General features: G+C 40.1%; 20 protein-coding genes. 3 read left to right on the forward strand and 17 right to left on the reverse strand.

Annotation, left to right across the window (positions count from 1 at the left end):
• Positions 1-66: 66 nt before the first annotated feature.
• The 3 genes from pyk to dnaE form a co-directional block, all read right to left on the reverse strand.
• On the reverse strand, positions 67-1,821 hold the full coding sequence (gene pyk, locus WDC_RS04375; protein ID WP_044010644.1) for a pyruvate kinase: 1,755 nt from the start codon (positions 1,819-1,821) through the stop codon (positions 67-69).
• A gap of 337 nt (positions 1,822-2,158) precedes the next feature.
• Entirely contained in the window at positions 2,159-2,875 is a 717-nt protein-coding gene (locus tag WDC_RS04380) for a transaldolase (protein WP_044010646.1), read from the reverse strand.
• 21 nt (positions 2,876-2,896) lie between these two features.
• Positions 2,897-6,247, reverse strand: a complete 3,351-nt coding sequence (gene dnaE, locus WDC_RS04385; protein ID WP_044010647.1) for a DNA polymerase III subunit alpha — start codon at positions 6,245-6,247, stop codon at positions 2,897-2,899.
• 275 nt (positions 6,248-6,522) lie between these two features.
• Between dnaE and WDC_RS04390 the strand changes: the two genes are divergently transcribed.
• Positions 6,523-6,708, forward strand: coding sequence for a YjzD family protein (locus tag WDC_RS04390; RefSeq protein ID WP_044010649.1), 186 nt, complete (start codon positions 6,523-6,525; stop codon positions 6,706-6,708).
• A gap of 60 nt (positions 6,709-6,768) precedes the next feature.
• Here WDC_RS04390 and pepT read toward each other — a convergent pair whose 3' ends face one another.
• Genes pepT through WDC_RS04405 form a run of 3 tightly spaced genes read right to left on the reverse strand, consistent with a single transcriptional unit; the run spans position 6,769 to position 9,523 of the window.
• Positions 6,769-8,010, reverse strand: a complete 1,242-nt coding sequence (pepT, locus tag WDC_RS04395; protein ID WP_044010651.1) for a peptidase T — start codon at positions 8,008-8,010, stop codon at positions 6,769-6,771.
• Complete coding sequence (locus WDC_RS04400) at positions 8,007-8,831, reverse strand: Nif3-like dinuclear metal center hexameric protein (RefSeq protein ID WP_044010652.1); 825 nt, start codon at positions 8,829-8,831, stop codon at positions 8,007-8,009. Before WDC_RS04400 ends, pepT begins: the two co-directional genes overlap by 4 nt.
• A complete protein-coding gene (locus tag WDC_RS04405) occupies positions 8,828-9,523 on the reverse strand; it encodes a tRNA (adenine(22)-N(1))-methyltransferase (RefSeq protein ID WP_044010654.1) in 696 nt (231 codons plus the stop codon). The genes WDC_RS04400 and WDC_RS04405 overlap by 4 nt, the downstream gene beginning before the upstream one ends.
• 143 nt (positions 9,524-9,666) lie before the next feature.
• On the opposite strand from WDC_RS04405, the gene WDC_RS04410 reads away from it, so the two are divergent.
• The gene (locus WDC_RS04410) at positions 9,667-10,839 is read left to right on the forward strand and encodes a multidrug effflux MFS transporter (protein ID WP_044010655.1); all 1,173 of its coding nucleotides are present in this window, start codon (positions 9,667-9,669) and stop codon (positions 10,837-10,839) included.
• A 62-nt stretch (positions 10,840-10,901) separates the two neighbouring features.
• Here the strand turns inward: WDC_RS04410 and rpoD are convergent, their stop codons facing one another.
• The 11 genes from rpoD to rpsU form a co-directional block, all read right to left on the reverse strand.
• Positions 10,902-12,056 carry an RNA polymerase sigma factor RpoD gene (gene rpoD, locus WDC_RS04415; RefSeq protein ID WP_044010657.1) on the reverse strand — a complete coding sequence of 385 codons (1,155 nt, stop codon included), beginning with the start codon at positions 12,054-12,056 and terminating at the stop codon, positions 10,902-10,904.
• Positions 12,057-12,074: 18 nt separating this feature from the next.
• The gene (dnaG, locus tag WDC_RS04420; RefSeq protein WP_044010658.1) at positions 12,075-13,916 is read right to left on the reverse strand and encodes a DNA primase; all 1,842 of its coding nucleotides are present in this window, start codon (positions 13,914-13,916) and stop codon (positions 12,075-12,077) included.
• 154 nt (positions 13,917-14,070) lie between these two features.
• Entirely contained in the window at positions 14,071-16,149 is a 2,079-nt protein-coding gene (glyS, locus tag WDC_RS04425; protein ID WP_044010660.1) for a glycine--tRNA ligase subunit beta, read from the reverse strand.
• Entirely contained in the window at positions 16,150-17,076 is a 927-nt protein-coding gene (gene glyQ / locus WDC_RS04430; RefSeq protein WP_044010662.1) for a glycine--tRNA ligase subunit alpha, read from the reverse strand. It lies immediately after the preceding gene.
• 242 nt (positions 17,077-17,318) lie between these two features.
• Positions 17,319-18,119, reverse strand: coding sequence for a DNA repair protein RecO (gene recO / locus WDC_RS04435; RefSeq protein ID WP_044010664.1), 801 nt, complete (start codon positions 18,117-18,119; stop codon positions 17,319-17,321).
• A gap of 30 nt (positions 18,120-18,149) precedes the next feature.
• Entirely contained in the window at positions 18,150-19,055 is a 906-nt protein-coding gene (era, locus tag WDC_RS04440; RefSeq protein ID WP_044010665.1) for a GTPase Era, read from the reverse strand.
• Positions 19,056-19,063: 8 nt separating this feature from the next.
• Positions 19,064-19,456 carry a diacylglycerol kinase family protein gene (locus WDC_RS04445; protein WP_404824767.1) on the reverse strand — a complete coding sequence of 131 codons (393 nt, stop codon included), beginning with the start codon at positions 19,454-19,456 and terminating at the stop codon, positions 19,064-19,066.
• A complete protein-coding gene (ybeY, locus tag WDC_RS04450) occupies positions 19,434-19,916 on the reverse strand; it encodes an rRNA maturation RNase YbeY (RefSeq protein ID WP_044010668.1) in 483 nt (160 codons plus the stop codon). Before ybeY ends, WDC_RS04445 begins: the two co-directional genes overlap by 23 nt.
• An 8-nt stretch (positions 19,917-19,924) precedes the next feature.
• Positions 19,925-20,902, reverse strand: coding sequence for a PhoH family protein (locus WDC_RS04455; RefSeq protein ID WP_044010670.1), 978 nt, complete (start codon positions 20,900-20,902; stop codon positions 19,925-19,927).
• Positions 20,903-20,978: 76 nt separating this feature from the next.
• A complete protein-coding gene (locus WDC_RS04460; RefSeq protein ID WP_044010672.1) occupies positions 20,979-21,422 on the reverse strand; it encodes a GatB/YqeY domain-containing protein in 444 nt (147 codons plus the stop codon).
• An 82-nt stretch (positions 21,423-21,504) separates the two neighbouring features.
• Complete coding sequence (gene rpsU, locus WDC_RS04465; protein WP_010622233.1) at positions 21,505-21,690, reverse strand: 30S ribosomal protein S21; 186 nt, start codon at positions 21,688-21,690, stop codon at positions 21,505-21,507.
• 192 nt (positions 21,691-21,882) lie between these two features.
• Between rpsU and WDC_RS04470 the strand changes: the two genes are divergently transcribed.
• Positions 21,883-22,701, forward strand: a complete 819-nt coding sequence (locus WDC_RS04470) for a pyruvate, water dikinase regulatory protein (RefSeq protein WP_044010676.1) — start codon at positions 21,883-21,885, stop codon at positions 22,699-22,701.
• Position 22,702 lies beyond the last annotated feature (1 nt).

Raw genomic sequence — 22,702 nt, forward strand, 5'->3', positions numbered from 1 at the left:
CCAGAATCTTAAAGGGCACATGATCCATTTACGAATCATGTGCCCTTAATTTAATTAACTAAACTATTAAACGTTTGCTGAACCCTTGTAAACAGAACCAGTCCGCGCATCAACAGTGATTAATTGCCCATTACCAATCTTAGTGGTAGCTCCCTCAGCAGCTACAATCACTGGAATTCCCATTGAAATTCCAACAACAGCGGCATGAGAAGTTAAACCACCAGTTTCAACAACCACGGCAGCTGCTTTTTCGATTGCTGGTAAAAAATCTTTGTCAGTTGACTTAGCAACTAAAATACTGCCTTCAGTAACTTTTGTCACTGCATCGTTAGCTGAATCAACCACAACTGCGTTACCAACAGCAGATTGGTCACCAACTCCTTGACCTTGAACTAGCTTTGAGCCAATTAATTGAACTCGCATCAAGTTAGTTGTCCCACGTTCGCCAACTGGAACGCCAGCTGTAATAATGATTTGTTCGCCTTCCTTAGCAAAACCAAGTTCAACTGCTTTTTGAGCAGCCAAGTCGAACATGTCATCAGTATTAGCAGGTTTGTCAACGATATATGGTTGTACCGCCCAGTTAACCATCAAGCCACGCTGTGTCCGTTCGTCAAATGTCAACGCCAAAATATCAGCATTTGGACGGTACTTAGAAATCATCTTGGCTGTATAGCCTGAATTAGTAGCAGCAATAATTGTGTGGATACCCAATTCACGAGCAGTCCGTGCAACGGCTGAACCAATTGATTCAGTAACATCAGCCTTGTCAAAGTCAAAGGTTTCAGTTCCAAATTCATCCAAAGCATTTTCAGCTTTGATATCAATGCGGTTCATTGTTGCAACGGATTCAACTGGATAGTCACCATTAGCACTTTCACCGGAAAGCATGGTTGCATCAGTACCATCAAAGACAGCATTGGCAACGTCAGAAGCTTCGGCCCGAGTTGGACGAGGATTTTCTTGCATTGAATCAAGCATTTGAGTCGCAGTAATAACTGGTTTACCTAATAAGTTACACTTGCGAATCAATGTCTTTTGAACCAACGGAACATTTTCTGCTGGAATTTCAACACCCATGTCACCACGAGCAACCATCAAACCATCAGAAACCTTGATAATTTCGTCAAAGTTATCAATTCCTTCTTGTGATTCGATCTTAGGGAAGATTTGGACATGTTCCATATGTTTTTCTTCAAGCAATGCTCGAATATCCATTACATCTTGTGGCTTCCGAACAAATGAAGCAGCAATGAAGTTGATTTCATGATCCAAACCAAAACGAATATCACTTGCATCTTTTTCAGTAATACCAGGCAAGTTAATTGAAACACCAGGAGCGTTAACACCTTTACGTGAACCTAACACACCATGGTTTTGAACGGTACATACTAATTCTTTATTAGCATCATCCTTGTCATCAATTAACATGTCAAGCAGACCATCATCAAATAAAACATGACCGCCCTTGTCAACGTCATCAAATAAACCAGGGTAAGTGACAGCAATCTTGTCATGAGTACCCTCAAGTGAATCGTCCATTGAGATACGAACCTTATCGCCAATATTAAATTCGATTTTACCTTCTTTTTCAACAGTTGTCCGAATTTCGGCACCCTTAGTATCTAACATGATACCAACTGTTTTGCCGGTAATTTCTTCCGCCTTATGCACATTTGTGATTCGGCCTAGGTGTTCTTCATGATCACCATGGGAAAAGTTAAAGCGAAAAATGTTTGCACCTGCATTAATCAACTTAACAATTGTATCAACATCAGTACTAGCGGGACCAAGTGTACTAACGATCTTGGTTTTTTTCATAAATAATATCTCTCCTTTGAGTATGTTCGAGCCAATAAATTACAGCCCATTTGTACAGAATTTATGATATCACTTTTTGAAATTTCTGTCTGCTATTTCAATCATTTTTATTGATGAAAGCGGCTTCATACCGGCTTTTTTGTTGTGCATCACTCTAACCATACCCAATTAGTTTTTATTATTTATAATTACCAATCAATAATCTGAATAAATATGTTTAACTTACGTAAAAAGAGTGAGAAATAAGGCGTTTAGATTTCGCGCATAGCGTAGCTAAGCGGAAAAATCTGCCTTATTTCTCACGTTTCAAAATCAATTCTCAGCTATTAAGCACCACTTAATCTAAAATACTAAAGCCAAGCGAAGAAATATCCTTATCAAAGCCCGTAACAGTATCAATCGAAACTTGCTGAGCGCTCTTACCAACCTTACCTAATTTAGCCAGGATCGTTGGTGGGACAGTAATAATATCAACTCCCATTTCCTGAGCTTGATAGACATTAATAACTTCGCGCGTGGATGCCCACAATAATTTAGCGGCTGGATGTAGCTTAGTTAATTCAACGCTATCTCTAACAAATTGATCGGTATTTTGACCAGTATCATTAACGCGCCCAACAAAAATTGAAACCAACGCTGGCACTTGATCATCAACATTTTCAAGAGTCTCTTTCACTTGCGCTAAAGTCGCAATTGCAGTGATATTAACTTTGATACCCGCATGTGATAATTCATTAATCAGTTTTGCATTGCTGTTGCCATTGGCTAAAATAATTGGAATTTTAACAAAGACATTGTCGCCTAAAGAAGAGATTGCAGCAGCTTCTTTTTTCATTGTTTCATTATCATGACCAAAAACTTCAAAGGAAATACTATAATCAGGAAATTCACTCACTACTTGTTTAGCAAATTCCATATAATTAGTGATTCCCGCTTTTTTCATTAGCGATGGGTTAGTGGTAAATCCTGTGACATAGTCGTTTTTAGCCACCTCACGCATATCTTCAATTACTGCTCCATCAGAGTAAACTTCAATGTCAAATTTTGGTTGCATTAATACTCAATCCCTTCTAATTTATGATAATTTTTGTAGTACTACATTTGTGGCTCCCAGCAACTGCTCCAATCGTGCTTTGACAGCTGCATCATCTGGTAACCACAAATCTTTTGGTTGCATGAACTTTCGGTCACTGGCCGCATAAAATAAAATCACTGGAATATTTCCTGCTCGAGTCGTTAAAATCGTTTTTAATTCATTTTCAACCGTGCTGGTTTGATGTGCTTGATCAATCCGCAACACCCACCGTAACTGTGATTTGGTCGACCTATTTTGTGCTACCGCCTGCTTAGCTTCGACAATCTGGTTAGCAATTATTTGGAGTCCTCGATTTATTTCAGTCTTTCCCGTCACTAACAGAATCTGATTATCTTCGAGTAGTTCTCCCACTTGTTTGTATAATTTTGGGAAAACGGTTACGTCAATTGAACCTGTTTGATCACTGCCAGAAACAAATGCCATCTGTTCGCCTCTTTTAGTTCGAATAACCTTAATGTGGCTGACAAATAATAAAATCGACACATTCATTTTTTCTTGCAACTGGGCGATCGTTGTCAGTTTCACTTGCGGTAACCGTTTGACGTACTGAGTAACCGGGTGACCTGATAAATACGCGCCTAAATATTGTTCTTCTAACATTAATCGTTTGGTTAAAGAAAATTCTGATTTACCATCAATTGATGGTTTTAACTCCTCAAATAAGCTAAGACTTTCCCCTGTTAACTCAACACTATCTAGCAATTTTGGTAAAGCGTCGATCAACTCGGCTCGATTGTAACCCAAGCCATCAAACGCACCACTGTAAATCAATGGACTAATTAAATCAGCTTTGCGCCACCGACTATCCATTCGTTGGATAAATGTCAATAAATCCACAAACGAACCTTGTGCTTGCCTATTTTTCACAATCGCAGTAATGAAATCACGGCGCATCCCCTTAATGCTGGCCAGCCCAAATAATATTTGGTTTTCATTAAATGTGAACGTCCCCATACTCTTATTGATATTAGGTCCAGCAACCTTTACCTGATTGTGACTTGCTTCGCCAAGGTATAACTTTGTCTTATCCGGATTATTCATCACAGAATTTAACAGTGCTACAAAAAATGCCCCAGCAAAATGGGTCTTCAGGTACCCCATTTGAAATGCCATTTTTGAGTAAGCTACGGCATGCGACCGGTTAAAGCCGTAATTTGCAAATTGATCAATATAATCGAAAACTTGATTTGCAACCTTATTAGCATAACCACGCTTTTTAGCCCCCGCCAAAAACTTGGTCCGCATATTGTCCATGGTTGCCCGCTTTTTCTTACTCATTGCTCGTCGCAACAAGTCGGCCTCACCCATTGAAAAACCAGCCATTTGTGACGCCACCTGCATCACTTGTTCTTGGTATACCAAGATCCCATAGGTGGGACCTAAAATTGGTTGTAGTGATTCATCAGGGTAAGTAACTTTCTCAGTCCCTTTTTTTCGAGCAATAAAATGATCAATATTTTCCATTGGACCTGGCCGATACAACGCATTAACGGCAACAATTAGTTCAAAATTGTCTGGATGAAGTTGCACCAACACGTTTTTTATCCCCGTCGATTCAAATTGAAATACTCCATTGGTATCACCTTGTTGAAACAAGTTTAACGCTGCAGGATCACTCAAACTAATATTATCCAACGTAAAATCAGGCTGTGTTTTCCTAATTGACGTTAGTGTCTCAGCCATGATCGTCAAATTGCGCAGTCCTAAGAAATCCATCTTAAGCAGACCTAATGCTTCAACTGTATCCTTAGGAAATTGTGTCATTAACAGTCCTTCACTACCATCTTGTAGCGGCACTAATTCAGTTAGTGGTTGATCTGATAAAACAATCCCAGCAGCATGTGTTGAGTAATGGCGCGGTAATCCCTCAAGCGACAGTGCAATCTGAAATAATAACTGATTTAATTGATTATCTGAAATTAAATTTTGCAACCGTTGCGAATCCTGGTAAGCCTGGTGAAGTGAAATATGCAACTGGTTAGGAATAGCTGCACTCCAGGATGCTGCTTCAAATTGTGATAATCCAAAAGTACGGCCGACATCACGGATTACTTGTTTAGCTGCCAACGTCCCAAACGTAATAATTTGTGCGACATGTTCGTGCCCATATTGCTCGTGGACATACTGTAGAACTTCTTCGCGGCGATCATCAGGTAAATCCAAATCAATATCTGGCATTTGGGCTCTTTCTTGATTCAAAAATCGCTCAAATAATAAGTGATATTGTAATGGGTCAACCTCGGTAATTGCTAACGCATAAGCAACAAGCGACCCTGCGGCAGACCCTCGTCCTGGGCCAGTAGTAATCTTTTGTTCGTGGGCATAGCGCATCACATCCCACACGATCAGAAAATAATCATCAAAACCCATTTTGTGAATCACACCTAATTCGTGGCCCAATCTTTTTTGATAATCCTCGCTAGTTACATTAGGTGCCAACGGTCGCCGTTGTAATCCTTTAACACAAAGTTGTTGCAAATATTGAGCTGATGTTAAATTTTGGTTGTTTGTAAAATGTGGTAATACTGGCATTTGAAACGCAAAGTCAACCTGACACTGTTCACTAACCCACTGTGTCTTATACACAGCTTGTGTTAGATGTAATGAGTCATACATTTGGATAACATCAGCCATGGGTTTGAGCCAATGAGTCCCCACTTCATCAGCTAGTGCCGCTGGGTGATTAAATTTATCTCCTCGATCGATTGCTCGGAGTACCTCTACTGCAAAATGATCCTGCGCATTTAGATAACCAACACGATTCAGTGCCACTAATGCAATCGATTGTTGCGTGCTAATTTGCTGCAATGATTGCCGTAAAACAACGTCACTTTGGTCACTGATCCCAATTAATAGACTAGCAACATCGACATTTGCCTGCCACTGATCTAATAATTCGCCCACAAAATCAGTTTGACCGGCCTGTACAAAACTATAAAATTCACCATCAGGAGGCAAAATAACAAATAAGTGATGCAGAAACGATTTGATGTCCGCAAACGTTAAAGCATCTTTTGTCATCGTTTGATGCAACGTCGATAATGTCATTAAATTATGGTAGCCAGTCTGATCCTTCGCTAACAAGACCACCGGTTTAGCCGCGGCTGTTGCCGCCATAGTCTGCACATGTAAAGTTAACCCAATGATTGGATGAATTCCTGCCCGTTTGGCCGCATTATAAAAATCAACAACACCATATAACACGTTCTCATCAGTTAGTGCTAAGGACTGGTAACCTCGGTCTTTGGCCGTTTTAACTAACTGTTCAATTTTATTGGTACTTTTAAGTAAACTAAAGCTACTCAATACCTGCAAGGGTACAAAATTCATTGCCAATCATCCTCTCACAATAATTATACCAAAAGTCACCCCCATTTCTAACTAATACCATTTACATCAGGTATACCAATTTTTTTGTTTTGTTATAACATTTTCTATATTGAAGATTTTTCTTCGCTTTGTCAAGGGTTTTAGTTCTTTTTAAAGCTCATTTAGTAGCTTTAAAAAGAATCTATACCAATTTATCTTTTTTTACAATAAAATATTGTTACAGTTTCCTCTGGTTTTGTGCTAAAATTATAGATGTTAAACGTGAGGTGAGAGAAATGCGATTTTTCGTACAAAACTTAGTTGTAATTTTCTGGGCATTTTTGCTTGGCGAAGTGCTCGGTTATATTGGTGGTCAATTGGAAGTACTCAGTGTTAATCCTCTTGAAATGGGAATTGTTGCTGCAATAACTGCTGTCATTGGCGTTAACGCAATCAATGCTCTTAGTAAACCAGTAAAATAAAACTAATCAAATTAAAAGACAGGTTCGAGTTCAATTGAATTCGGACCTGTCTTTTTTTAATTACTTAGCCGCAACATTTAATTTGTTAATTTGTAATAAAACAGCCACTGCCTGTTCCATCACTTGCAACGATACAAACTCATACCGTGAATGCATATTCTCGCCACCAGCAAACAGGTTCGGCGTTGGTAAACCTAAAAATGAAATTTTAGAACCATCGGTACCGCCGCGAACTGGATAAATTATCGGTTCAATATTCAGTTTCGTCATTGCTTGTTTGGCTAGGTTAACGACCTCCATGTGGTCTTCAAGCAGTTCACGCATATTATAATACTGATCGACCAGCCGCATGTTAATTCGCTGTTGTCCCAAAGCAGTATTCATCTTGGTAACAAGCTGTTCCATTGTACGCTTACGAGCTTCAAATTGCTGCCGATCATGATCTCTAATAATATAACTCATGGTGGCATGATCGGGCGTACCTGAAAGTTGATCCAAATGATAAAAACCTTCGCGCCCGTCTGTTAGCTCTGGCCGATCATGCTGTGGCAATTTATTATGTAGATCGATTGCCACTTGTAATGCATTCACCATCACACCCTTGGCGGTAGCAGTATGGACTTCTTTTCCCTGAATCGAAATATCTGCCTGTGCAGCGTTAAACGTTTCATATTCTAACTCTCCTAGCGGACCCCCATCAACCGTGTATGCAAAATCAGCATTAAAGTCTGCAACATCAAAATGATCAGCACCTGTACCGATCTCTTCATCTGGACCAAGACCAATTTGAATCGTCCCATGCTTAATCTCAGGATGCTCCAGTAAATATTCCGCCATCGTAATGATTTCAGCTACTCCTGCCTTATCATCTGCCCCAAGAAGCGTGGTTCCATCTGTTGTCACCAAAGTTTGTCCAGCATAATTTTTGAGTGCTGGGAATTCACTGCTAGTCAACACAAACTGACCATCGTCATCAAGCTGGATGTCACTGTGCCCATCATAATTGCTCACGATTTGTGGTAAAACATTGTGCGCATTGAAATCAGCTGTATCAATGTGCGCGATGAAACCGATTGTCGGTACTTTAGTTGTAACATTGCTAGGAATTGTTGCTAGCACATAACTATTTTGCGGATGAATTCTTATATTGCTCAAACCAATTTCTGTCAGCTCTGCAACTAATTGATTGGCAAACACCGTTTCTAATTCACTAGATGGAATGGTGTCCGAATTGGGATCTGACCTAGTTTCTGCTTTAACATAGCGCAAAAATCGTGGCATCAAATTGTCAAATTTGCTCATCTTTTTGCCCCCTGAATAAATGTGACTGGATCAGTATTTAGCTGCGATGCAATCACTTTAATGTCCCAATCATTTTCGTGCGCCCAATTGATAAACATTGCTTGTAATTTTTCTTTGCAGACACACTCAATGTGATGGCCTGGGTCAACAACCGTCAATCCTTGGGCAATCATATCGTGACCGACATGATATGAAACATCCCCAGTCACATACGCATCAGCACCCTGGTTGACTGCTTGCCGATAAAATTGACCGCCAGAACCACCTAACACCGCCACTGTCTTAATTAATCGTTCATGTAATGGTTTAATCAATCTTAATCCTGTTAAATTGAATACTTGACAACAATATTCGGCAAAATTAGAAACTGGTATTTCCTGGGCTAAAGTACCGACTCTTCCCATGCCATAATGCTGGCCGGTAAGTGGGTCTGTCCCACCAGCTAATAACGGTTTGGTGTCGTGCAGGTCTAACTGCTCCGCTAGCCAATCGTTCATACCACCATTTACGTTATCCAGATTTGTGTGCGCTCCATAAACCACAATATTATGCCGTAATAATGCCGCATACATTTCGTTTTGTGGATCACTTAAATCTAGATTATGAGCCGCATGAAACATCATAGGATGATGAGCAAAAATGAAGTCAACTTGTTGTTCAATGGCTTCTTCAACTACTTCAGGACGAACATCTAACGTGGTCATCACTGTCTTGACTTCACGATTGGCATTACCCAACTGGAGTCCAACTGGATCCCCTGGTTCTGCAATTTTTGGTGATGCAAATTGTTCAAATCGGTCAATTAATGTTTGCGCAATCATCTTAACACCTTCTCAATTGAATTAATTTTTTGTTCAAACGCTGCAATTCGTTTTACCGGTAATTGTTTTGCCTGTTTCATTTGTACTACGGCCTGCTCTAGATGTTGTTTTTCTTGTTGCCACTTTTCCATAAAAATAGGCGTCCTATTTTGTAACAATATTGGTCCATACTGCAGCTCCTGTTCAGAGTACGTTACTGGTTGACTACTTGGTTGAACCACCATAATTTCATAAATCTGTTGGTCTTCGCTTAATATTTTTTCAGCAATAATTTGATACTGGTGTTCCATCAACCAACGCCGCAAGCCATCTTCACCGACATTGGGTTGAAGAATCAATGTTTTAACACCACTTAGTTTTGCTTGCCCTTGATCTAAAATTTCAGTAATTAACGTACCGCCCATTCCAGCAATCGTGATAGTATCAATTCGATCTGTTAACTCAATTGCAGCCAAGCCATCAGCAAGTCGTGGTTCAATAATATTAGTAAGTTTCCTCGCTTTAATTTCATGACTTGCATTTTGAAATGGTCCCTTTGCTACTTCCCCTGCAATTGCCTTTTCAATTTGACCATTGAGTGCTAAATGAACAGGTAAATATGCATGGTCCGAACCAATATCAGCCAACCGCGCTTTTTGCGGCACAAAATTAGCTACTAGCTGCAACCGTTTTGACAACTGAACTGCGTCCATTTTTTTACTTCCTCTCATTTTAAATGCTCGTCTTAGTATATAGCAAAATTAAGCCCAATGAAATTCAAAGTATCGTCTTCTTGCAATTTTATGTATCATGAGTAAACAGTATATCGCTTTATTAATTGATTGGAGAATTCCACATGAAACCACCACGGCCTAAATTGAGCATAATTTTACTACTAGGAACATTGAGTGCATTTGGTCCACTCTCATTAGACATGTACCTACCTGGGTTGCCTGTGATTCAGCACTCATTGAACACCAGTGCTTCATTGGTACAACTTAGCATCAGCACTTGTTTGATCGGATTAGCTGTAGGTCAGCTGTTTGTTGGGCCAATTAGTGATCACATTGGTAGAAAGCCACCCTTACTGGTCGGATTGGTTTTATTTACATTGACTTCGCTTGCACTAGGCTGGATTGATAATATTTGGTGGTTCCTATCAATTCGCTTTATCCAAGGTCTGGCTGGATCAGCTGGTCAAGTGTTGTCGCGTGCGATCGCTAAAGACATGTTTACTGGCAAACAACTGACCAAATTTTATGCGACATTAATGGCAATCAATGGCATCTTCCCTGTAATTGCACCAATTGCAGGCGCAGCTGTTCTTGCAATTGCTCCATGGCAAGCTATTTTTATGCTACTAGCTGTTATCGGCGCCCTTTTAATCGTAGGCTCGCTTTTTGTCTTGCCTGAAACTAAGGTAGCTATGTCAAGTCAAAACCTGGCACAACGCCATCCTAGTATCTTTAAGAGCCGGTCATTTTGGCAGCCTACCGTTGTGTTAAGTTTTGCCAGTGGTGTGTTATTCAGTTATATCGCCGGCTCATCCTTCATTTTTCAGCAAGTCTTTCACTTTTCAACGCAAACATTCAGTCTATTATACGCAGTTAATGGCCTCGGAATTGCATTAATGAGCTCGCTTGCAGGGCGCTTAATTAATTACTTTACTAATACTATCATTTTGCGTGGTGCCCTCCTAATCCCGCTCATATCAATCACCATGTTAGTAATTAACTCACTTACCATTAACTCAACATGGCTATTTGTTGGGGGGATTTTCATCGTCATCGCCACATTTGGTGTAACTTCTACGATCGCGACCGCTCAAGCAATGCAAACATCTGCTACGAATGCAGGTCTGGCATCAGCAATCATCGGTCTGAGCTCAAATGCTGTCGGCTCAATCAGCTCGCCAATTGTGGGCTTATTTGGTACTGTCAGTGCATTACCCATGATTATCGTCATTGGGGTGTTTCAGTTGCTAGGCGTAGTCAGTTTTTATCTGTTGAAACCAAAAAAAGAATTGTAGTCGCACAATGCGATACAATTCTTTTTGAGTAAATTAAATTAAAATTTAGTTCTACCGGCCACTTATTCCAAAAAGTCTTTTAACTGTTTTGAACGTGATGGGTGGCGCAATTTACGTAGTGCTTTGGCTTCGATTTGTCGAATTCGTTCACGAGTGACACCAAACACTTTGCCGACTTCTTCCAGTGTCCGTGTCCGCCCGTCATCCAAACCAAATCGTAACCGTAAAACATTTTCTTCTCGATCAGTTAAAGTATCGAGCACGTTTTCTAACTGTTCTTTCAATAATTCATACGCTGCATGATCAGCAGGGCTAGTGGCATCTTGGTCCTCAATGAAATCACCTAAATGCGAATCATCCTCTTCACCAATCGGTGTTTCCAATGAAACTGGCTCCTGTGCAATCTTAAGAATCTCACGAACTTTTTCAGTTGGCATGTCCATTTCAGCCCCGATTTCTTCAGGGGTCGGTTCACGTCCCAAATCTTGCAGTAATTGTCGTTGAATCCGGATCAATTTGTTGATCGTTTCCACCATATGCACCGGAATTCGAATTGTCCGGGCTTGATCAGCAATGGCGCGAGTGATTGCTTGACGAATCCACCAAGTAGCATAAGTTGAGAATTTGAATCCTTTGCGGTAGTCAAATTTCTCCACGGCTTTCATAAGACCCATGTTACCTTCTTGAATCAAGTCCAAAAATTGCATTCCACGACCAACGTACCGTTTAGCAATCGAAACTACTAACCGTAAATTGGCTTCAGCTAGTTCTTGTTTAGCGCTGTCATCACCTTGTTCAATTCGTAGCGCTAATTGAACTTCTTCTTCAGCCTTTAATAAATTAACTCGTCCGATTTCCTTTAAGTACATTCGCACTGGATCATTAATCTTTACACCAGCTGGAGCGGAGGTATCACTAAGTGCTTTTTTTGAAACTTTTTCGGCGACCTTTAGTGCTCGTGGATCCGGATCACCATTGTCATCAACAACGCTAATGCCAGCATCCTCCACGTTTTGAATTAAATTGTCCATTCCATCGGCTTCTAACCCAAATGGAGTTGCAATTTTATCGGTTAACTCGTCGTATTTGATTTCTTTTTCTTTTTTAAAGTCTCGAATTAATTTACCGACAGCGGCATCGTATTTCTTTGGATCAAAATCTTCCAAATTTGAAATAACTAATTCTTTTGCTTTACTCTTCTTGCTACTTTTTGCCATATTTAAAATCCCTCCGCATTATAGTTGCTGTTGTTGTTTTAATAAATCCATCAATTCAATCGTCAACTGTTGCTCTAAATCCCGATTTTTCAAATGAGTAGCCTCATGCAATTGCGCCCGTTTTGTCTTAATTTGTTGCTGTAACGGTGTTTGTTGCATGATTATTTTTAAATAATCATTGATTGCGTTCATGTTCATATCATCATTCGCTTGACTCAGTTCAATATCAACTAATAATCGCTGCAACTGCTCATCATCAATATAATCAATAAATTCAGCCGATGAGTAACTGGCATGCGTGTCAAAATAGCTAGCTGCTAATAAGTACAACGTTTGGTACTGTTCATGAATGAAATTGAAATTATCAACCGCTTGGACGTGTAACCAAACATCATGATCATGCAGCATTTGCCGAAGCAACATGCGTTCTGCTAAATTAATTCGATCCACTGTCTGCGTTTGTTGTTGTTGATACACTGGTGTCTGTTCACGATGATCATTTTGCACAGTGATTTGTTGCCGGGTTTGCTTAGTCGCAGTTTGGCGAATAATTTGCTGCATTTGGGCCTGCAAGCTTTCTTTATCCAACTGAAATTCATTCACCAACTGATTTAAATAAACATCCTGTTCAAGTGGCGTCTTAACCTGAGCGATTACTTTCAAAGCACTATTGAGATAGTTTAACTGATCGGCCTCATTGTTCAAATTCAAGTCTTGTCGCAAAAAATGCAACGTAAACGCGACCGGTGTTTCTGCCGCATCAACTAACATTTGCTTAAATGACGGTGCCCCGTTTTGCTGCAGATATTCGTCTGGATCAACCCCCGCTGGCATTGCAATCACACCTAACTGCAGCCGATTGCTTTGGGTAGCAATTAGATCCAACGCGCGCCTAATTGCATTTTGACCAGCTGCATCACCATCGTAGCAAACATCTAGTTGCGAGGTGACTCGTTCAATCATGTTGACCTGCTCTTCAGTTAAACTCGTACCCATCGAAGCAATTCCATTGGTAACCCCCGCCCGATAGGCAGCAATTACATCCATAAATCCTTCAAATAAAATCATCTTCTGCTCTTTACGGGCACTCTTACGGGCAACGTCAAAGTTAAATAGTACTCGACGCTTATTAAAGATCTCGGTTTCAGGACTATTGAGGTACTTGGGCATTTCTGTATTCTCAGTCGATAGTAACCGGCCAGAAAAAGCAATAATTTTTCCTTGAGGGTTCTTAATTGGAAACATCACCCGGTCAAAAAAACGATCTCGCAGTTTCCCCTCTTGATCCTCAATAAATAGACCCGACTGTCGCAACCTTTGATAATCAATTCCTTTTTCTTTAAAAAAAGGACTAAGTAATCGCTGCTGTGGGGCAAAGCCAATATTGAATTGAGAAATAATGTCACTACTTAAGCCTCGCTGCTGCAAGTAATTCAATGCCTGTTTACCCGCTTGAGTATTGACTAAAATGTGATGATACAGTTTAGCTGCCTGTTCGTGCAACTCAATTAGCTTGTTGGCCGTTGAATTTTGATTGCTATTTTCCTGCACTTCTTGGTACTCAGTTGGCAAGGTGATGTTAGCATCTTCAGCCACCTTAATGACAGCCTGTGGAAACGAAATATTTTCGATTTCCATAATAAATTTAAAAACATTGCCACCACGGCCACAACTGAAGCAATGAAAAATCTGTTTACCTTCATTAACTGAAAATGAACCTGTTTTTTCTTCATGAAAGGGACAAAGACCAAACAAGTTTTTACCCGACTTTTTTAGTTGAACATACTGGCCAATTACGTCAGCAATATTTACCCCACTTCTGACTTGATCGATTACTTCTTCAGGAATCATGGTTGCCATCAAAAAACCCCATTTCGATTCGCCATTAGCTACGAAAAGCCGCTTCCAACATGGAATGCGACCTTCTCCTCACAGTTATTCATAATACATGTTAACACAAACAGAAATTTTGTCAATAATATTGTTCTTTAAATTACATTTTTGTCAAGCGTTACTATTTAACCACTAAATCATCTAAATTACCAATAATAAAGATTAACCGAGCTAAAATACTTAACTGTTTCAATCGGTTATCTCGAATTGCTTCGTTTTTATCCATAATCATATTCTCATCAAAGTAATTTTCGATCAACGAACGAAGTGCAGTCAACTGCTCAAAGCTAGCCGCAATTGTTTGATGTGGCACCGCCGCCTGAATTTTAGCAACTGCATCAAAAAGTTGTTGTTCTGATGGATGTTCAAACAGCGTTGAATCAATAGTTAGTTCAGCTGAATCAAACTCACCTTTTTTAGCAATGCGAAGAACTCGTGTTAAGGCCTCGATTGAATCCTTGAAGTGCGCATCATCTTTATGGTCACTGAGCACATTTGCAGCTGCCAAAATATTAGCAATATCCGTCTGTGAGCCTGCCACAACAGCGTCCACAATATCATGCGAAACATTTTGATTAGCAAACCACTGCTTAATCCGATCTTGAACAAATGCACGGACTTCACCGGCATGGGCAGCTAAATCAAAAGATGGCAAGATGTCAGCTTGTTTGAGTGCTGCAATGAATTCTGGTTCCATTTTTAGTAGCGGCAAATGCCAATCGCGCACAGCAATAATTCTCACAATACCAAACGCTTGCCGGCGTAATGCATACGGATCGTTGGAACCACTTGGAATCAAGTCAACTGCAAAGAAACTAATAATGCTATCTAACTTGTCTGCAATTGCTAGTACAGCGCCAACTGTCGTGGTTGGCAAATCACCTTCAGCAGAAATTGGCAAATAGTGTTCACGAACAGCTGTAGCAACGTCTTCTTTTTCACCCTGTAAGAGCGCGTATTTTTCGCCCATCACACCTTGTAACTCCGCAAATTCACCCACCATCCCCGTGGTTAAATCAAATTTATAGATGTGACTAGCACGATCCAAATCAGCCAATAATTGCTCAGACAGATTTAATTTTTTACCGATGACATTAGCTAGTACACTAGCTCGTTGCATTTTGTCATACATTGAACTGATCTTATCGTGAAAACTAACATTCTTAAGTTTATTAACATACTGGTCAATTGTATATTGCTGGTCTTCTTGATAGAAGAACTGAGCATCTTCCAGTCTGGCAGTTAATACGCGTTCATTGCCTCGCACCACGTTATCAATATGGTCTGTGTTACCGTTACGAACAGAAATAAAATCAGGCAATAATTTTCCTGTTTGATCACGGGCATAAAAGAAACGTTGGTGGTCTTTCATCGAAGTAATCAAGACTTCATCCGGTAAATCAAGGTACTTTTCATCAAACTGGCCCGCAAATGCGGTTGGCCATTCAACGAGGTTATTAACTTCTTCCAATAGATCTGGATCTAATGCAATTTGCCAACGGTTGTCGGCCGCAATTGTTTCAATTTGTTGCTGAATTAATTGTTTGCGTTTGTCCTGATTAGCGATCACAAACTCCCGTTGAAGTGTTACTTCGTAATCGTCAGCTTGCTTTAGGGTAACGTTGCCGCCCAAGAACCGGTGGCCATTGGTAACATTCCCAGTTGTGATATTCAAAATTGAAAAAGGAATCACCTGGTCATCCAGCAGTGCAACTAGCCATTTAATTGGACGCACAAACTCAAACTTATGAGTTGACCACTTCATCATTGTCGGAAAATTCATTGCCATAATGACTTCTTTAAGGCCAGTCAAAACTTCAGTAACGGGTTTGCCTGTGACATGTTTATCGATATACACATATTCTGTTCCCTTAAGTTCTTTAAATGTAATATCATCTACACTTGCACCTTGGCCTTTAGAAAAACCAATGGCCGCCTTAGTCCAATTACCGTCTGCATCTTGTGCTATCTTTTTAGCAGGACCTTTAACTTCGGTGTCAATATCTGGTTGCTTATCATCCATCCCGTGAATCAATAATGCTAGTCTGCGGGGCGTCGCAAATTGATCCATTTGCTGAAATGAAATGCGTTGGTCAGCCAAATAGTCGCTAACCCGCGCTGCCAATTGTGTGACACTAGGAGTAACCACGTGGGCTGGCATTTCTTCAACACCAATTTCTAATAAAAATGAATGAGTCATTTATTTGGCCTCCTTTTCATCTGCTAATAAGGCTTGACGTTTGGCTTCGTCCTTAATTAATGGGAAGCCTAATTTTTTTCGTTCTGCTACAAATGCTTTAGCTATTGCGCGTGCCATGTTACGAATTCGTGATAAATAACCAGCGCGTTCTGTAACTGAGACAGCTCCCCGCGCATCTAATAAATTGAATGTATGACTACATTTTAGTACATAATCATAAGCTGGATGAACTAGCCCTGCATCAATTAAACGCCTGGCTTCACGCTCATATTCGTCAAAGAAATTTAATAACATCTCTTGATTACTTATTTCAAAACTATACTTCGAATGTTCATATTCCGGTTCTTTAAAAATGTCACCATATAAAACGCCATCCGCCCATTCCAAATCAAACACATTGTTAACATCTTGAATGTATTGGGCTAATCGCTCAAGACCGTATGTAACCTCGGATGTAACCGGGTCAACTTGTAGTCCACCAACCACTTGAAAATACGTAAATTGGGTTACTTCCATTCCATCAAGCCAGACTTCCCAACCAACACCAGCACAGCCCATTGATGGGTTTTCCCAATTATCTTCGACAAACCGGATGTCGTGCTCCAGTGGTTCAATACCTAACTTTTTCAGACTACCTAAGTATAGTTCCTGAATATTGTCAGGGGATGGTTTCATTACTAGCTGAAATTGATGATGTTGGTATAACCGATTGGGATTATTGCCATAGCGTCCGTCCGCTGGTCGGCGTGATGGTTCCACGTATGCGGCATTCCAGGGCTCTGGCCCGATTGCCCGTAGGAAAGTGTAGGGGCTCATTGTACCGGCGCCTTTTTCTGTATCGTATGCTTGCATTAACATACATCCCTGGTCAGCCCAGTATTTCTGAAGTGTCAACACAATGTCTTGAATAGCTAATTTCTTGGTCATAATTTTCTCCTCTCATCGCAAACAAAAAGCCCTGTAAAGACTACAAAATAGTCTCTACAGGGACGAATTAATCGCGGTTCCACCCTGCTTTTTCGCTCACGCGAAACAGCTTCATTACGTACTGTCAACTGATAAAGTGCCTCACAAAACCGTAATGATGGCTTTCACTGACCCATCTCGCTTGCACGATTGCTTTTTCTTTGTCTTCGTTGACTATTCATTTCTCATTAATAATAATCGACTCATTTATCGTTGTCAATATCGTTTGATGATCGTTTGGTTAATTTTTGTGTCCATGAACTCATTTGGTCAATAAATCGTTTGCTCTTTAAATGTAGACCAACCGAATCATCGTAAATTTGATCAAGCACCGCCCGTAAGTGTTGCTTCGTTATTTCATGGACGTTAATCGAATTAAGCTGGGTTAATTTAATCACAGAAAATTGCCGAAGATAGTAAATTGTGCGCTGATCAAGATGTAATCGATGTTCATCCAAAGCAAAGTGATTGCTGCACAATAAACCACCATAACGTTCTGAATAATCAAACGCCAAATCAGTACGGCCGCAAATAACACATCCCTGCCAATGCGGTGCCACACCAAATGCGGTCAACAATTGAACCTCTACAATATTAGCAATTATTGCTTCATCGCTGCCTTCGTCAATTAATCGCAGTGCAGCAGCAATATTATCAAACCAACCACCAAGCGGCTGCTCATCTTGAAATGCGCTGTCAACCAACCCTAAGATATAAGTTGCGTATGCATTTTTAACAATATCTTGGGTAATTGTCTGATATTGTTCCGTGTCAGCGGCGGCATTAATAAAACTAAGGCCTTGCCGATTAAGCACACCAATATAAGTACCATGGGTAAATGGTAAAATGTCAGCAGTCAGCCGAAATCCTCGTTTCTTGGCATTTTTAACTAAAAACATGGTTTTACCAACACGATCAGTCAAAATTTTAACTAGTAAATCACGTTCACGGTAGTCGCGCCGATACATAATAATCCCGTTAAAGCGTTCATTAATCTGTGCCACCGTGTTACCCCCAATTACAACTGGTTATGTTTAATAATCATTCTTGCGATAACCATATGATTTCAGCGTTGATGACTTATCACGCCAATGTTCGACAACTTTCACCCACAATTCAAGATAAACTTTGTCACCCATCAACCGTTCAATATCTTGTCGTGCTAATGAACCAATTTTTTTAAGCATTTGGCCGCCCTTACCAATAATAATGCCCTTTTGGGTTGGCCGTTCTACTACTATAGTCGCAGCTATATGGATTGTTTTTTCATCTTCACGATTAATTTGTTCAATATCAACTGCAACAGAGTGTGGAATCTCGTCTCTGGTTAATTGAAATATTTTTTCGCGAATTAACTCTGCCACCACAAACCGCTCTGGATGATCGCTCACTTGATCTTCTGGATAGTACTGTGGACCAGTTGGTAATTTTTTAACAATTTCTTGCAACATTTCACGAACATTATTACCTTGCAACGCCGACACCGGTAATACCTGTTCCCACTTTAATGAATCCTTGTACTGATCCATCACTGCTAGCAACCGGTCTGGGTGCACTTGATCAATTTTATTAATAATCAAATAGATTGGCTGATGTACCCGTTTCAAGCGTTCAATAATAAAGTTATCACCGGCACCTTTGTTTTCAGTTGCATTGATCACAAATAAAACCGCGTCCACTTCATCAAGGGCTGATAAAGATGAGCGTTCCATAAAATCACCCAGTTTGGTCTGTGGTTTATGAATGCCCGGTGTATCAATGAACACAATTTGAGCTTCATCAGTTGTATAAATTCCCTGAATTTTGTTTCTCGTCGTTTGGGCAACATTACTCATAATAGCAACTTTTTGCCCGATCACTTGGTTTAATAATGTTGATTTACCAACATTAGGGCGCCCGATCAACGCCACGAAACCAGATTTATAATTTGGATTATCCATTTTATCTCTCACAATCTAAAAAGTTTAGGAACAAAAATAATAGCACCAACAATAATCGCAAACAGCGCTGAAATTAATACACTACCAGCGGACACATCCTTCACCCGTTTGGCTAACGGATGATACTGTCCTTTGACAATCAAATCAGTCAACGATTCGGCAACGGTATTCGCAAATTCACTTAAAAAAACAAAAAAAATGGCAAAAATAATCCAGAGCCATTCTTGTTCACTAATTTTAAGCCAAAAACCTGCAGCAACTGCTATCACAGCTGCAGTACCGTGATAGCGCATGTTGCGTTCACGTGAAAAAACATTCCATACGCCGCTCAATGCATGCTGCATTGCCTGGCCGAAATGACGATTTTTTGTTGTCTGTTTATCGTGTGAGTCCATAGTCATCCAAAATTGTCCTTTGCAAGGTAAACATTTCTTTTTCGTCAGCATCAGTCTGATGGTCATAGCCATTTAAATGCAGGAACCCATGCACCACTAGAAAGCCTAATTCGCGCTCATTAGAATGGCCCAAAAACTTGGCCTGTTCAGCAACTTTGTCGATTGAAACAAAGATATCACCAATATTTTCTGGGATAGCAGCCTTCATTTCAGCATCCATAATCATCGGAAAATCATCATCCGCATCGTCTTCAATCGCGAAACTAATTACATCTGTTGCACGGTCAACGCCGCGATACTGCTGATTTAATGCTTGAATTCGATCATTATTAACAAATGTCACAGACATTTCAGTATTTTCTGCTAATTTAATATACTTACCAGCATATTCCAATACATTGGCAACCAAATCATGTTGCTCGGCTGTAAAACCAGCTTTTGTCTGGTCATATATTTCTAAATCCATTCTTTTTCCTACCGTTTTTCATTTTGTTGTTCATACGCGTTGATAATACTTGCCACAACTGGATGACGCACAACATCATCCGCATCAAATGTCACAAACTCAATTCTGCTAACGTGTTGTAAAATTCTTTGAGCATTAACCAGACCGCTGCGGGAACCATGCGGCAAGTCAATTTGTGTGATATCACCATTGACCACCATTTTGGAACCAAAACCAAGCCTAGTTAGAAACATCTTCATTTGTGAATTAGTTGTATTTTGAGCTTCATCTAAAATGACAAATGCATTATCAAGTGTCCGACCACGCATATACGCTAGCGGTGCAATCTCAATGACTTCTCGGTCCATCAATCGCTGGGTATGCTCTGCTCCTAAAATTTGATAGAGTGCATCATAAATTGGACGTAAATAGGGATCAACTTTTTCCTTTAAATCACCAGGCAAAAACCCGAGACTCTCGCCAGCTTCAACAGCGGGACGCGTTAAAATAATTTTCTCAACATCGCCACGTCGAAGCGCAGCCACCGCCATCGTCACAGCCAGAAATGTTTTTCCAGTTCCGGCAGGTCCAATGCCAAAAGTGACATCATTTTCGGTCATTGCCTTAACATACTGCCGTTGCCCGTAGTTTTTTACTCGGATTGCTTTACCCTGACGATCCTTAATCAAGATTTCGTTATAGAGGTCTGCAAAGTAATCCAGCGTCCCTCGTTGTGCCATTTTCATTGCACTCACAACATCTGTACTACTCAGCCGAATACCCGCCGTGATGAGATTGGCCAAATTTTTCAAAATTGCGATAGTCTCGCTAACTGCTTCTGCAGCACCACTAATCTTGAGTTGCTCGCCAAATGGTCGGATAGTGACATGCATGCCCTCTTCAAGAAGCGCCACATACTTGTCTTGCGTTCCCAACAATCCCACTTCAACTTCAGGATTAGAAACACGAAACGTTTGTTCACTTAAATTTGTCGTTTCTTCAGCCAAATAAGAGTCCTCTTTTCAACAATAATATGCCTAAATACTACCATATAACTCGTCACTGCAACAAGGAATCACCACTTTATTGTAATAGTTGTTTAACTGTTTGGTTAACTAATTTACCATCTGCTTGGCCCTTTAGCTTTGGCATCACTGAACTCATTACCTTACCAAAATCGGCCATACTTTGGGCGCCTACTTCACTAACAGTTTCCGTGATAATTTTTTTAACATCTGCTTCTGATAATTGAGCTGGTAAATACTTTTCAACTACTTCTATTTCTGCCTTAGTATCGGCAACTAAATCGTCACGATTGCCCTTTTCAAATTCTCGGACAGAATCTTTTCGTTGTTTAAGCTCACGTGATAACACAGCAACTTCTTCATCATTTGTCAAATCGTGACCCAAGTTAATTTTTTCGTTCATTACTGCAGATTTTAACATCCGCACAACGCTCAAAGTAGACTTATCTTTAGCTTTCATTGCAGTCTTCATGTCTTCATTTAGTGTCTCTAATAAACTCATATTGTTTCCTCCTAAAATTAGCGATAACAAAATAAATGCCCCTGCCCGAATGAAAACTCATCCGATTCAGGAGCATTAACGACTAGAAGCGCTTCTTGTTCTTACGTTTCCGGGCCGCTTCTGATTTCAACTTACGTTTAACACTAGGCTTTTCGTAAAACTCACGTTTACGATATTCCTGCAACGTACCATTTTTTGAAACTGTACGTTTAAAGCGTCGAAGAGCGTCATCAAGAGATTCATTCTTACGAACGACTGTTTTTGCCATATGAATTCCCTCCCTCCGAGCTTAAAGTGTCACGGCAAACTACAGAAATTGACGTAGCTATACTGCTGTAAGTATTATACATAAATTGATTTGTATCGTCAACAATTGTTTTCAAGTTATTGACTCTTTTTATTGCTAAAATAATTAAAACAAGTTGTATACTAAAAGAAAAGTTTCGTTGGAGGTCATCAAATGCACCCATTGCCAATTTTTATTATCTCAGATTCAAGTGGTGAGACCGCAATTACCACGCTACAAACAGCCGTGTCACAATTCCCAGATTTATCTGTTCAAGTAACCCGTTTTCCATTTACAGCCACCAAAAATAAATTAACTAATATTCTGCAACAGGCAAATGAGGTTCACGCCGTTATCTTTCACACATTGGTGCAACGGGCTTTGTCAACTGAACTAATTAATTTTTGTCAAAAACATCAGCTAGTCCAATATGATGGCCTAAATCCAGCAATTGACGCCATTAAACAAAGGATTCACCAAGAACCGTTGCAAACACCTGGTGTTAACCATAGTCTTAATGACACCTATTTTGATCGAATTGCGGCAATTGAATTTGCAGTTACCTATGATGATGGTAAATTACCAGCTGGATTCAAACAGGCCGATCTCGTGCTTGTTGGGGTGTCACGCACTTCAAAAACTCCCTTGTCACTATTTTTAGCTAATCAAAATTTTAAAGTTGCCAACTTACCGCTAGTGCCAAACACTAAAATACCGGACGAGTTATGGCAAGTTGATCCAAAAAAAATCGTCGGCTTAACAAACTCACCAAAAATTTTAGAACAAATTCGCGCCCAGCGAATGATTGCATATGGCATGGACCCCGCCAGTAATTACTCCAATCAAGAAAAAATTCACCAAGAATTAGATTTTGCCAATCAAATTTTTACTAAATTAAATTGCTTGGTGATTAATGTAGCCAACAAATCGATTGAAGAAACTGCCACTCTTATCACCAGTAAGCTTGGTTTAGAACCAGCACCATTTGATTAAT

Source organism: Paucilactobacillus wasatchensis (assembly GCF_000876205.1).
GTDB lineage: Bacteria > Bacillota > Bacilli > Lactobacillales > Lactobacillaceae > Paucilactobacillus > Paucilactobacillus wasatchensis.